The organism is Methylobacterium sp. Leaf99 (genome assembly GCF_001422375.1).
Taxonomy (GTDB): Bacteria; Pseudomonadota; Alphaproteobacteria; order Rhizobiales; family Beijerinckiaceae; genus Methylobacterium.
In genome coordinates this window covers 138,946-151,666 of record NZ_LMMU01000001.1, presented here as the reverse complement: position 1 = coordinate 151,666, position 12,721 = coordinate 138,946, and the positions used below count along the sequence as shown (strand labels likewise).

Annotated in this window: 11 protein-coding genes; 5 read left to right on the top strand and 6 right to left on the bottom strand. The window is 69.0% G+C overall.

The genetic code is table 11. The features are described 5' to 3' along the window. Positions 1-146 precede the first annotated feature (146 nt). From ASF28_RS00735 to ASF28_RS00725, 3 genes are all read left to right on the top strand, one after another. Positions 147-2,906, top strand: a complete 2,760-nt coding sequence (locus ASF28_RS00735) for a phosphoenolpyruvate carboxylase (RefSeq protein WP_056086321.1) — start codon at positions 147-149, stop codon at positions 2,904-2,906. Positions 2,907-3,040: 134 nt separating this feature from the next. Continuing rightward, positions 3,041-4,015: an HpcH/HpaI aldolase/citrate lyase family protein gene (locus tag ASF28_RS00730; RefSeq protein ID WP_056086317.1), complete on the top strand. Its 975-nt coding sequence runs from the start codon at positions 3,041-3,043 to the stop codon at positions 4,013-4,015. A gap of 160 nt (positions 4,016-4,175) precedes the next feature. Then, complete coding sequence (locus ASF28_RS00725; RefSeq protein WP_056086314.1) at positions 4,176-4,610, top strand: GlcG/HbpS family heme-binding protein; 435 nt, start codon at positions 4,176-4,178, stop codon at positions 4,608-4,610. Between the two features lie 108 nt (positions 4,611-4,718). Here ASF28_RS00725 and ASF28_RS00720 read toward each other — a convergent pair whose 3' ends face one another. Then, the gene (locus ASF28_RS00720) at positions 4,719-5,603 is read right to left on the bottom strand and encodes an outer membrane protein (RefSeq protein ID WP_056086311.1); all 885 of its coding nucleotides are present in this window, start codon (positions 5,601-5,603) and stop codon (positions 4,719-4,721) included. 247 nt (positions 5,604-5,850) lie between these two features. On the opposite strand from ASF28_RS00720, the gene ASF28_RS00715 reads away from it, so the two are divergent. Continuing rightward, positions 5,851-6,030 carry a hypothetical protein gene (locus tag ASF28_RS00715; protein ID WP_056086309.1) on the top strand — a complete coding sequence of 60 codons (180 nt, stop codon included), beginning with the start codon at positions 5,851-5,853 and terminating at the stop codon, positions 6,028-6,030. Here ASF28_RS00715 and ASF28_RS00710 read toward each other — a convergent pair. From ASF28_RS00710 to ASF28_RS00690, 5 genes are all read right to left on the bottom strand, one after another. Continuing rightward, the gene (locus tag ASF28_RS00710) at positions 6,027-6,770 is read right to left on the bottom strand and encodes a competence/damage-inducible protein A (RefSeq protein ID WP_056086306.1); all 744 of its coding nucleotides are present in this window, start codon (positions 6,768-6,770) and stop codon (positions 6,027-6,029) included. The genes ASF28_RS00715 and ASF28_RS00710 overlap by 4 nt on opposite strands. 119 nt (positions 6,771-6,889) lie before the next feature. Beyond that, positions 6,890-7,066: a DUF3606 domain-containing protein gene (locus ASF28_RS00705; RefSeq protein ID WP_244474855.1), complete on the bottom strand. Its 177-nt coding sequence runs from the start codon at positions 7,064-7,066 to the stop codon at positions 6,890-6,892. Positions 7,067-7,193: 127 nt separating this feature from the next. Next, entirely contained in the window at positions 7,194-8,630 is a 1,437-nt protein-coding gene (locus ASF28_RS00700; RefSeq protein ID WP_244474854.1) for an MATE family efflux transporter, read from the bottom strand. Positions 8,631-8,697: 67 nt separating this feature from the next. Then, the gene (locus tag ASF28_RS00695) at positions 8,698-10,587 is read right to left on the bottom strand and encodes a monovalent cation:proton antiporter-2 (CPA2) family protein (RefSeq protein WP_056086299.1); all 1,890 of its coding nucleotides are present in this window, start codon (positions 10,585-10,587) and stop codon (positions 8,698-8,700) included. 203 nt (positions 10,588-10,790) lie between these two features. Further along, positions 10,791-11,102, bottom strand: a complete 312-nt coding sequence (locus ASF28_RS00690; protein ID WP_056086295.1) for a DUF1127 domain-containing protein — start codon at positions 11,100-11,102, stop codon at positions 10,791-10,793. Positions 11,103-11,225: 123 nt separating this feature from the next. On the opposite strand from ASF28_RS00690, the gene ASF28_RS00685 reads away from it, so the two are divergent. Continuing rightward, the gene (locus ASF28_RS00685) at positions 11,226-12,629 is read left to right on the top strand and encodes an aminotransferase-like domain-containing protein (RefSeq protein WP_056086292.1); all 1,404 of its coding nucleotides are present in this window, start codon (positions 11,226-11,228) and stop codon (positions 12,627-12,629) included. Positions 12,630-12,721: the final 92 nt, after the last annotated feature.

Genomic DNA, 12,721 nt, shown 5'->3' with positions numbered 1-12,721 from the left:
AGGAACCCGCGCCGGCGGTCATGCCCGAGAAAATCCGACCCTTGATCGTTCCGGCGGCGGTCCCATGCTACCGGGGCGGCCGCCCTCCCGTTGACCGCCTCCGTCGCGGTCGATCGGCACAAATTCCTTTCGAGGTGGCCTTGTCCATGACGGATACCCTTCACGCTCCGGTCGCAGCCATCGACCATACCTTCGCGCCGCCGGTCATCACCGGCACGTCGTCGAAGGAAGCCCTCGACATCCTGTTCCGCGCCCTCGTCGAGGTGGCGCGCCGGCACGAGCCCGAGTTGGAAGAGGTGCTGCATGGCCGCGCCAACATCTCGGCATTCTCGCCCGAGCTCCTTGCCCGTGCCCTTCAGGTGCAGGGCATCTGGTTCCAGCTGCTCTCCATCGCCGAGCAGAACGCCGCCATGCGCCGGCGCCGGCAGGTGGAGCGCACCAAGGGCCGCGAGGCCCTGAGCGGCAGCTTCAGCGCCGTCCTGGCCGAGGCCGCCCAGAGCGGCATCAAGGCGCCGGAGATCCACGCGCTGCTGAAGGATCTGCGCATCCGGCCGACCATCACGGCGCACCCCACCGAGGGCAAGCGCGTCACCGTGCTGGAAAAATTCCGCCGCATCTACCTCGTGCTGCGCGAGCTGGAGCTGCCGCGCTGGACCGAGCGCGAGCGCAACGGCCTGATGAACGAGCTGCGCGACCAGATCGAACTCGTGTGGATGACGGGCGAGCTCCATCTGGAGAAGGCCACCGTCGAGCGCGAGGTCGCCTGGGGCCTGCACTTCTTCGACGAGACCCTGTTCGAAATGCTGCCCGAGGTGCTGTATTCCCTCGAGGAAAGCCTCGCCCAGTACTACCCCGACGAGAAGTTCGAGGTGCCGCCGTTCTTCCAGTTCGGCTCGTGGATCGGCGGAGACCGGGACGGCAACCCCTACGTGACCTCGTCGGTCACCCGCGCCACCCTGCAGCGCAACGCGCTGGCGTCCCTCCGGCGCTATCGCGAAGGCGTCACCGCCCTCGGCCGCACCCTGTCGCTCACCGAGCGCTCCCTGCCGGTGCCGGCGACGTTCAAGGCCGAACTCGCGCAGCTCCTGGCCGAGAGCGGCGACGGCCGCGCCATCGCCAGCCGCAATCCCGGCGAGGCCTACCGCCAGTTCCTCACCTGCATCCTGCGCAAGCTCGAGGCCACCATCCGGCGCAACGAGGGCCAGCGCTCCACCGGCCCGGATTATCCGAGCGCCGACAATCTGATCAACGATCTGCGCACCCTGGAGCAGGGGCTGGCCGACGCGAAATGTCCGTCGCTCGCCACCGACCTCGTGCGCCCCGTCCGCCGCATGGTCGAGATCTTCCGCTTCTCCACCGTCCGCCTCGATCTGCGTGAGAACACCACGCGCACGACCAAGACGCTGCACGCCCTCTGGGCCGAGGCCAACGGCCAGAACAAGACGCCGCCCGACCTTGATTCGCCCGAGTGGAAGAAGTGGCTGCTGGACGAACTCGCGAAACCCCGCAAGGGCGAGCGCTCGTTCGAGAACCTGCCCGACGATGCCCGGGAGACCCTGGAGACCTTCGCCCTGGTGGGCGAGATGCGCGAGCAGCTCGACCGCGAGGCCTTCGGCTCGTTCGTCCTGTCGATGACCCGCTCGGTGCAGGACATCCTCGGCGCCTACCTGCTGGCCAAGGAGGCCGGCAACTTCCTCGACGCCACCGGCACCGAGATCTGCTGCCTACCCATCGTGCCCCTGTTCGAGACCATCGACGACCTGCGCGCGGCGCCGGCCATCATGAAGGAGCTGTTCTCCATCCCCGTGGTGCGCCGGTCCACCCGGTGGCAGGGCGGCGTGCAGGAGGTGATGATCGGCTACTCGGATTCGAACAAGGACGGCGGCTTCGTCGCCTCGAACTGGGAGCTCTACAAGGCGCAGGGCAAGCTGACCGACCTCGGCAACGCCTCGGGCGTGCCCATCGCGTTCTTCCACGGGCGCGGCGGCTCCGTCAGCCGGGGCGGGGCGCCCACGGCGCGGGCCATCGCGGCGCAGCCGCCGGGCTCGATCAACGGGCGTTACCGCACCACGGAGCAGGGCGAGGTCGTCTCGTTTAAGTACGCCAACCGGGGCACCGCCGCCTATCAGATGGAATTGCTCGCCTCCTCGGTGTTCGAGCATGCCCTGAAGTCGGAGCGGGAAGCCGCCAAGATTCCCCGCAACGAGTTCGACGATTGCCTGGAGGCCCTGTCCGGGGCCTCGCGCGCGGCCTACGTCAACCTGATCCAGCATCAAGACTTGGTCACCTATTTCGGCGCGGCCAGCCCCCTGGACGAGATCGCGCTCCTCAACATCGGTTCGCGCCCGGCCCGGCGCTTCGGCGCACGCTCGCTGTCCGACCTGCGGGCGATCCCGTGGGTGTTCGCCTGGTCGCAGAACCGCCACGTCATCACCGGCTGGTACGGCGTCGGCTCGGGGCTGAAAAGCTTCCTCGACGTCCGCGGGGCGCAGGGCGAGGCGCAGCTGAAGCGGCTCTTCGCCGAATCGAAGGCCTTCCGCCTGATTCTCGACGAGGTCGAGAAGACCCTGCTCATGGTCGATCTCGAGATCGCCCGCGACTACGCCGGCCTCGTCCACGACGAGGGCGCGCGCAACAGCATCTTCCCGCTGATCGAGGCCGAGTACGCCCTGACCCGGGAGATGTGTCTGCGGGTCAGCGGCGATTCCGAACTCGCCGCGCGCTTCCCCCTGTTCCGCGACCGCCTCAACGGGCGCCTGCCGACCATCAATCAGGTCAGCCGCGAGCAGGTGGAACTGCTGCGCCGCTTCCGCGCGGAGGAGGACGAGGACAAGCGCGAGGCGGTCAAATCCGCCCTGCTGCTGTCCATCAACTGCATCGCCGTCGGCTTCGGCGCAACGGGCTGAGAGATTTCATCAGGATCCCGGAGGCCGGCCACGGCCCTCGGACCGCGCGCGAGCGCACACCCCTCCGTCTGGTGCCCCGCGTCCGAGCGTTGCATCATCGGCCAGAACACCAACCCCACAGGAAGGAAACACCCATGAGCTTCACCCTGATCCAGCAGGCGACGCCGCGCCTCCACCGCTCGGAACTCGCCGTTCCCGGCTCCAACCCGACCTTCATGGAGAAGTCGGCATCCTCGAAGGCCGACGTGATCTTCCTCGACCTCGAGGACGCCGTGGCGCCCGACGACAAGGAGCAGGCCCGCAAGAACATCATCCAGGCGCTCAATGAGATCGACTGGGGCACCAAGACCATGATGATCCGCATCAACGGTCTCGACACCCACTACATGTACCGCGACGTGGTCGACATCGTGGAGGCCTGTCCGCGCCTCGACATGATCCTCATCCCCAAGGTCGGCGTCGCCGCCGACGTCTACGCCATCGACGTGCTCACCACGCAGATCGAGCAGGCCAAGAAGCGCGAGAAAAAGATCGGCTTCGAGGTGCTCATCGAGACGGCCCTCGGCATGGCCAACGTCGAGGCCATCGCCCAGTCCTCGCCGCGCCTGGAGGCCATGTCGTTCGGTGTCGCCGACTACGCCGCCTCGACCCGCGCCCGCGCCCAGGTGATCGGCGGCGTGAACCCCGACTTCTCCGTGCTCACCGACAAGGACGAGGCCGGAAACCGCCAGACCCATTGGCAGGACCCGTGGCTGTTCGCCCAGAACCGCATGCTCGTCGCCTGCCGCGCCTACGGCCTGCGCCCCATCGACGGCCCGTTCGGCGACTTCTCCGATCCCGATGGCTACGTCTCGGCGGCCAAGCGCTGCGCGGCCCTCGGCTTCGAGGGCAAGTGGGCGATCCACCCGAGCCAGATCGACCTCGCCAACGACGTCTTCACCCCGTCCGAGGCCGAAGTCACCAAGGCGCGCCGCATCCTCGTCGCCATGGAAGAGGCCGCCAAGGCCGGCCGCGGCGCCGTCTCCCTCGACGGTCGCCTCATCGACATCGCCTCGATCCGCATGGCCGAGGCGCTGATCGAGAAGGCCAACGCGATGGCGTCGAACTGATCCCATTCGGCTCGCGAAAGTCGAGAGACAGGACGGCCGCCCGGAGGGGCGGCCGTTTTGCCATCCGGCACGGAATGCCGCAGCATTCGCCGGCGGCGCCCGCGGACGCATCGCCGACGCGGCTCCGCGTCACGAACGACGAGAACGGAGAGAAACCACCATGCACGTGACCATCGAAGACGCCCACAAGGCCATCGAGGCGGCCCGCGCCAAGGCCGTCGAACTCGACACCCAGATGTGCATCGCCGTCGTCGATTCCGGCGGAAACCTCAAGGCGTTCTACCGGATGGACGGGGCCTGGGTCGGCTCCATCGACATCGCGCAGAAGAAGGCCAAGACCTCGGTATTCTTCGGCATGACGACCGGGCAGATCGGTGCGCTGTCGCAGCCGGGCGGCCCGCTCTACGGCATCGAGCATTCCAACGACGGGTTGATCACCTTCCCGGGTGGCATCCCCATCGTCGACAAGGACGGCGAGATGTCCGGCGCCATCGGCGTCAGCGGCTCGACGGTCGAGAACGATCACGCCGTGGCGCTCGCGGGTGCCAGCACCATCGGGGCGACGGAGCTGCCGGCCCACCCCTGGCGGACCTGACCGTCCCGTCCCATTCGGTCCCTGAAAGCAAGAAAGCCCCGCTCGTGAGAGCGGGGCTTTCTTTTGCGTCGAGTTCGGCGGTCCGGAAGGACCGCCGAACAATGGGGCTCAGAGGCCGCCGAACTTGTAGTTGAAGCCGGCCTTGACGATGCTGCCTTCGGTGTTGAAGCGCGAGGTGTACGAGCCGGTGGCGGCGGTGAGGCCGGTGGTGTTCACCGTGATGTTGCGGCTGCCGAGGTCGTAGCGCAGGTACTCGGCCTTCAGGGTCACGGCGCTGGCGCCGAGGAGACCGCCGAGGAAGTTGAAGCGGTTGAGGAAGCTGTCCGTGGGGATCGCGTACTCGATGCCGCCGCCGTAGACGTAGCCCGTCTCCATGCCGTTGAACTTGCCGGCATAGGCCAGGGTGCCGGCCGGGTTCAGGAAGCCGGCGCTGTAGTTGACGTTGCCGTAGGCGAAGCCGCCGGTCCCGTAGACGAGGAACCGGTCGAAGGCGTAGCCGAGGCGGCCCGTGACGGTGCCGAGGTAGTCGAGGCGTTGGCGCAGGTTGCTCGGATCGGCGGCGACGTTCACGCCGGGGATGACCGGGCCGAAGTAGGAATAGCTCTTGCTGATGTCGGTCCAGGTCACCTCAGTGGCGGCGCCGACGACCAAGCCCGAGCCCGGGGTGAACTGGTAGTTGTAACCGATGCCGCCACCGACGTTGCCGATGCCGTCCTGCTCGGAGCGGAAGTTGCCGGCGCGACGGCCCTGGGCAACGTTGAGCTGGGTGTTGGTGATGCCACCGAGGCCATTGTTGTTGCCGGTGGTGCGGATCGTCTGACGGTCGCTGAAGGCGTAGGAGCTGTGCGTGCCGAGGTAGAAGCCCGTCCAGGTGAACACCGGCACGGCGGTGAAGACGGGCGGCGGCGCAGCGCGACGCGGCAGGTCGGCGGCGGAAGCGCTCGACACGGCGAGGATTGCAGCGGTGCCGGCCAGGAGGAGCTTGGCGAACATGGGATTGGGTTCTCGACGAAGGGCTGAAGGCTGCGCCGAGCTTAATGTGGGGGTAGACGGTCACGCTATGCCCGCAGCGCAACACCTACGGTTGGAATGCGGTCGGACCCTCGGAATCGCTGCTCAAGCCTGTTTCCCCGATCACGAAACCGCTATCGACGGGACCGGCCTATCGCACCGCGACAACGCCCGGTTAAGCACGCCGCGCTATCAGGAGGCGGACACCCGGAGCGTGACAGGAGCGACGATGACACGGGACAAACTCGCCGCCGAACTGAAGCGTATCGTGACCGAGCAAGTCAGCGACATCGAGCGCGCGGTCAAGGACGGCCACAAGACCATCGCCCTCAACGAGATCGCCGCCCTCAATCGCCATCTCAAGGCCCTGGCGACGGCCGTGAAGGCCAAGCCGGCCCTGCGCGCCTAAGCGGTCGCGCCGTCGCGGAGGCGTCTCACCAGGGCTTCGACGTCGACCCGCGCCGCGTCGAGGGCCTGCGCATCCTTGCCCCGCACGACGATTCGGTTGGCGAAACCCGTCTGGGTCATCGACGGATAGGAGCCGATGGACACGCCCGGATGGGTCTTGGCCAGCTCCGAGAGATCGCCCGCATAGGTCCCCTCGGGGAGGTTCCCGGCCTCGATGGTGTGGGAGACAACGCGAACGCCCGTCTCGAGGGTCGGACCGATGGCGTCGAGCATCGCCTGCATGATCGTCGGGACGCCGGCCATGACGAAGACGTTGCCGAGGCGGAAGCCCGGCGCCTTCGAGACCGGGTTGGCGATGAGATCCGCGCCGGCGGGAATGCGGGCCATGCGCAGGCGCGCTTCGTTGAGATCCTCCGGCTTGTGCCGCTCCAGCAGCATCGCCTTGGCGCGCGGATCGACGTCAATGGACACCCCGAAGGCGGCGGCCACACTGTCGGCGGTGATGTCGTCGTGGGTCGGACCGATGCCGCCGGTGGTGAAGAGGTAGGTGTGGCCGGTACGAAGGGCGTTGACGGCCGCGACGATCCGATCCTGCTCGTCGGGGACGATTCGAACCTCGCGCAGGTCGATCCCGACGGCCGTGCAGTAATCGGCGATGGTGCCGATGTTCCTGTCCTTGGTCCGGCCGGACAGAATCTCGTCGCCGATGACGAGGATGGCGGCGGTGATGGGAGCGGTCATGGCGGTCCGGATGCGCGGATGGGCGGTACCGGATCGACCTAGGGCAGGGGAGGGCGAAGCACCACTCACGACAAAGGGGACGCCGTCGCCGGCGTCCCCTCGATCCCGTGCGCGACGGCCTACTTGTGGAAGTAGCTCGTGAGGGTCGAGATGCGCGAACCGACGATGTGCACCGCCTTGCGCAGACGGTCCTCGGACACGCCGAGACGGGCGGCCATGCTCGAGCGGGCGTGGGTGTCGTAGACGTCGAGGTGGGTCTTCTGGGCGGACTTGGCGGAGATCTGGTCGGCGATCATGGTCAAACCCTCGGGAAGGAAAAGCCGGCTCCGGTCTCTCGGAGATTGCAGTCTGAACGTGGGCCGAAGGGTTTTGTTTCCAGGACGTGACGGCGCGGCGCGGGTTTTTCCACAGGGGGGCCGGAGTTCAGACGAGGACGCCGGATTGGGCCGGCCCTGCGGCCAGGGACGCGTCCGTCGTCGTCCGCGTCGCCTCCGGTTCCGGTGCCGGGAGGGCGGCGGCACGGGCCTCCAAGGTCGAGACCGTGCGCAGGGCGAGGACGATGCCGGCGAGGCCGAAGAGGATCGCGCCGAGGCCGACCCCGGCGATGACCCCCTTGGGACCGTAGAGATGCGCGCCGAGCAGGGCCGGCGGCACGGTGCCGACGGTGGCCCGGCCCCAGTTCAAGACCGTCGAGTAGAACGGGAAGCCGAGATTGTTGAACGAGGCGTTCGAGAGGAACAGCAGCCCGGTGAAGAACCACACCCCGCCGCTGACGAGGCAGAAGAACCCGAACAGGTCGGCGGCCACCCCCTGGAGCTCGAACAGCCGCGTCAGCGGCTCGCGGGCGAGGACGAGGGCGATCCAGACCACGACGACGTAGGCGCCCGTGACCAGGGCGCCGTCACGCAGGACCCCGCGCATGCGGTCGAACCGGCCCGCGCCCCAGTTCTGGCCGAGGATCGGCCCGATGGAACCGGACAGGGCGAACAGGCCGCCGAAGGCCACGGGGGTGAGGCGGTCGATGACCACGTTGCCGGCGATGGCGACGGCGCCGAACTTCGCCAGGGCGTAGGCGATGAAGGCGCTGGCGACGGAGGGGGCGAGGTTGGTGAGCACCGCCGGCAGGGCGATGCGGAACACGATGGGCGCATCCGCGACGATGTCGGCCACGCGCGGCCGGGCGAGCATGCGGTGGCGCCGCACGCCCCACAGGCCGACGAGGGCGAAGGTGCCTCGCGCCACGCAGGTGGTGATGGCGGCCCCATCGACCCCGAGGCCGGCGCCAAAGATGAGGAGGGGATCGAGGCCGGCGGTGACGAGGGCGCCGGCGAGCGTCACCAGCATGGCCTGGCGCGCCGCGCCGACGGCGCGCAACAGTCCGGAGAACATCATGCCGGGCCCCATGAGGAGGTTCGACGGCAGGGTGATCCAGAGGAAGCGCGTCGCCACCGGAAGGGTGTCGGTATCGGCGCCGATGGCCGTGAGGAAGACCGGCAGGAACGGCAGCATCGCCACGACGAGGACGGCCGACACGATGATGCCGTGGATGGTGCCCGAGGTGGCGAGACGCCGGGCGCCCGCCTCGTCGCCCGCCCCGATGGCGCGCGAGACCAGGGCGCCGGCCGCGATCATCAGGCCGATATTGATGGCGATGGCGAAGAACTGGACGATGGTGGCGAAGCCCACGGCCGCCGTGAGCATGGGGTCGCCGAGCTTCGACACGTAGAGGAGCGACAGGAGATCGACGACGAACAGCGCCATCAGGCCGACGGAGCCCGTGGCGCTCATCACCACGACGTGGCGCAGGATCGACCCGTTGACGAAGCGCGCCGCCGCCGGATTCGAATCGGAGCCCCTCACGAAACTCCCATTCACCGGACCTTCCTGTTCGGGCTCGACAAGGCCTTTGGCGTTTCGTGAGGAAAGCTCAGGCATCGGAGGGAAGATCCCGGGCTTCGAGGGTGTGGGTGGCGGCTTCGCGCGCCCTGGTGCCGATGATGTCGCGGGTCTCGGCGTTGAGGGCACGCGAGGGGCGCTGGGGCTCGGTGAGGGGTTCGGGCTTGATCTGCGCGGCGCCGCGCATCCAGGCGGCGGCATCGGGGAGCGCCCCGGCCTGCTGCAGGACGAGGCGGGCGACATCGCGCTTGCGCACGTCCTCGGCGACGGCGGCGGCCACCTCCGGGGCGACGCCCAGACCCTCCAAGGTGGCGCGGCCGAAGCCGAGGGCGGAATCCACCGTCTCGCGCAGCTGGAAATCCACGTCGCGGTTCATGAGTTCGACGGCGTGCATGCGGTCGTAGGCCCGCACGTAGGTCCGCACGCTCGCGAACTCCTCGTGGACGATGTCGACGATCTTGAGGGCGGATTCGGGCTCGTCGACGCAGATGCAGAGCAGTTCGGCCCGGCCGATGCCGGCGGCGCGCAGGACGTCGAGGCGGGTGCCGTCGCCGTAGAAGATGCGGAAGCCGAAGCGCGAGGCGGAGCGGATCTGCTCCACGTCCTTGTCGATGACGGTCACGCTGATGCCCTCGGCGAGCAGCACCTGGGTCAGGATCTGACCGAAGCGGCCGAAGCCGACGACGAGGACGCGGGCTTCCGTGTTCTCCACCGTGTCGGGGGCGAGGTCGGGTTCGCCGCGGCGGCGCGCGAGGGCGCTGTCGAGGGCTTTCGCCGCCACCGGGCCGACCAGCATGGTCAGGGCCGCGAGGGCGATGGCGAAGCGACCGCTCGGCCCGTCGATGAGGCCGAGCTCCCCGCCGACGGGCAGGAGCACGAAGGCGAATTCGCCCGCCGGCGCCAGGATGGCGCCGCCGCGCACGGCGTCGAGCCAGGTCGAGCCGAACAGGCGGAACAGGCCGGCGACGAGGCCGACCTTGATGAGGATGGCGCCGGCGGTGGCGCCGAGGAGCCACGGCCACTCGGCCTTCAGCAGGCCGCCGTCGATGGACATCCCGACGCTCATGAAGAACAGGCCGAGGAGCATGCCGCGGAACGGCTCGATATCGGCCTCGAGCTGGTGGCGGAAGTTCGACTCGGCGAGCAGCACGCCGGCCAGGAACGCCCCCATGGCCATGGACAGGCCGACATGCTCCATGAGCATGGCCGTGCCGAGCACCACGAGAAGGGCGGCCGCCGTCATTACCTCGCGGGCGCCGCTGGCCGCGAGCAGGCCGAAGAACGGGTTGAGGCCGTAGCGCCCCACCAGCACCACGGCGAGGATGGCCGCGCCCACGGTGCCCGTCGATTGCAGGGCGGACACGAGCCAGCCATCCCCGCCGACGCCGCCCGTCGAGGCGAAGAGCGGCATCAGGGCGAGGATCGCCACCACGGAGATGTCCTGAAACAGCAGCACCGCGAAGGCGCGCCCGCCATAGGGCGTGCCGAGGTCGCCGCGCTCCTCCAGGAGCTGCAGGGCGACGGCGGTCGCCGACAGGGCGAGGGCGATGCCGATGACGAAGGCGGCCGATGGCTTCAGGCCGAACAGGAAGCCGATGCCGGCGAGGACCGCGGTGCAGACGAGGAGCTGCGCCGTGCCGAGGCCGAAGATATCGCGCCGCATGGAGACGAGGCGGGAGATCTGGAGTTCGAGGCCGACGATGAAGAGCAGCAGCACCACGCCGAGCTCGGCCACACTCGCCGCCGTCTCGGGCTCGGCGATGAGGGAGAAGCCGAATGGGCCGATGATCACGCCGGCGACGAGGTAGCCGAGGACGGCGCTCTGGCCGATGAGCCGGAAGATCGGCACGCCGATCACCGCCGCCGACAGGAACGTCAGCACGGGCGGCAGGAAGCTGACGTGGGTCGCGGCGCTCGCCATGAGAATCCTGGCTGGAGTGGAATCCTGGCGGGAGATGGCCGGTCGCGATCGCGGTGCTCACAGCGACCAGGGATGTCGGGACCGCGCCGTCTTAGACCACCTCCGCCTGGATCGCCATTCGGACCCCGGCCTCGAATGCAGGCCCCGGGCCGTCTCCGTGCGAATCAGCACCCGCGCGCCGGGCTCACCGATGCCGCGCGGGCTCACCGATGCCGCGCGGCCTTGCGCTCGTCGCGGCGGGACAGAAGCAGGCTCGTCGCATCACCGTCGAGCCGCAGGGCGGCCGCATCGAACAGATCCTGGCGGATGAGGCCGATATCCTTCAGTTCGCGTTCCGACATGCCCCCGAGTTGGCGCAGGACGCGGGCATTGATGGCGGCGCGAGACAGGCCGGCGGCCACGGGGGCGAGAAGTCCCGCCAGGATGCCGCGCGCCCTGCGCAGGCGGTTGCGCAGACGGCTGAAGGGGAGGGGAAGCGCTGCGCCCCCGGTGTCGCGGATCGTCGTGCCGGTCATGACCGTGCTCCTTGTCGATGACGCGACCATCGCCGCGATGGACTGGCCTCGACAGGGACAGTGCCGTACGGTTTCATTGAATTGTCCGGACGGCCGGACCGTACAGAGACAGGGACTGAAGCGATGAAGGCCCGCGCGCCGGCGATGCCGACCCTGGTCGAGACGGTGACGCAGGCCATCGCCGAGCGGATCGCCAGCCGGACCCTCGCCCCCGGCGCCCGGCTGCCCTCGGTGCGAAGCTTCGCCGAATCCATGGGCGTGTCGAAATCCACCGTGGTGGAGGCCTACGACCGGCTCGGCGCGGAGGGCGCCATCGTGGCGCGGCGGGGCTCGGGCTTCTACGTCGCCGGCAAGACCCGGCCACTCTGCCTCAAGACCGTGGGGCCGGAACTCGACCGGGCCGTCGATCCCCTCTGGATCACCCGCCAGTCGATGCAGTCCGGCCCGAGTCTGCTGAAACCCGGTTCCGGCTGGCTGCCCACGGACTGGATGCCCGGCGACGCCATCCGCCGGGGCCTGCGCCACCTGTCGCGGGAGGGGACCCGTGATCTCGTCTGCTACGACCAGCCCCTGGGGCTGGCCGCGCTCCGCGCCCAGATCGCGCGCCGCATGGAGGAGAAGGGCGTGGCGGCCGATGCCGACCAGATCCTGCTCGTCGATTCGGCGACGCAGGCCGTCGACCTCCTGTGCCGCTTCCTCCTGGCGCCCGGCGACACCGTGGTGGTGGATGACCCCTGCTACTTCAACTATCACGCGCTCCTGCGCGCCCACCGGGTGCAGGTGATCGGTGTGCCGTTCACCCCATCGGGGCCGGATCTGGCGGCCCTGGAGACGCTTCTGGCCGCGCACCATCCCCGATTCTACCTGACCAATTCGGCCCTCCATAACCCCACGGGCGCGACGCTCGCCCCGGCGACGGTCCACCGGGTGCTGAAGCTCGCGGAGGCGCACGACACCCTGATCATCGAGGACGACATCTTCGGCGACCTCGAACCGGAGCCGGCCCCGCGTCTCGCCGGATTCGACGGACTCCAGCGGGTGATCCAGGTCGGCAGCTTCTCGAAGACCCTGTCGGCCTCCGTGCGCTGCGGCTTCCTCGCCGTGCGGGCCGACTGGATCGAACCGCTCATCGACCTCAAGCTCGCCATGAGCCTCGGCAACGGGCACCTCGCCGCCGTGCTGATGCACCGCCTCATCACGGACGGGACCTACCGCCGGCACCTGTCCGAGATCCGCGAAAAACTCGCGCGCGACCGTGGCCTCGCGGCCCGGCGCCTGGAGGCGTGCGGGCTGAAACTGTGGACGGAGCCGCGCGGCGGCCTGTTCCTCTGGATGAGCCTGCCGGACGGCCTCGATTCGGGCGATGTCGCCCGCCGGGCGCTGGCCGAAGGGGTGGTGCTGGCGCCGGGCGCGGCGTTCAGCACCTCGGGCGCCGGCACGCGATTCCTGCGCTTCAACGTCGCCCATTGCGCCGATCCGCGCATCTTCTCGGTGCTGGAGGGGGCGATGGCGGGTGGGCCGACATGACGCGCCGACGGAGTTTGATACGCCGGCCCGTGCCTTTCCGACGGTTTTGGGCTATGACCGGTTGACAGGGGCGGCCCAGCCTCGCCACATCC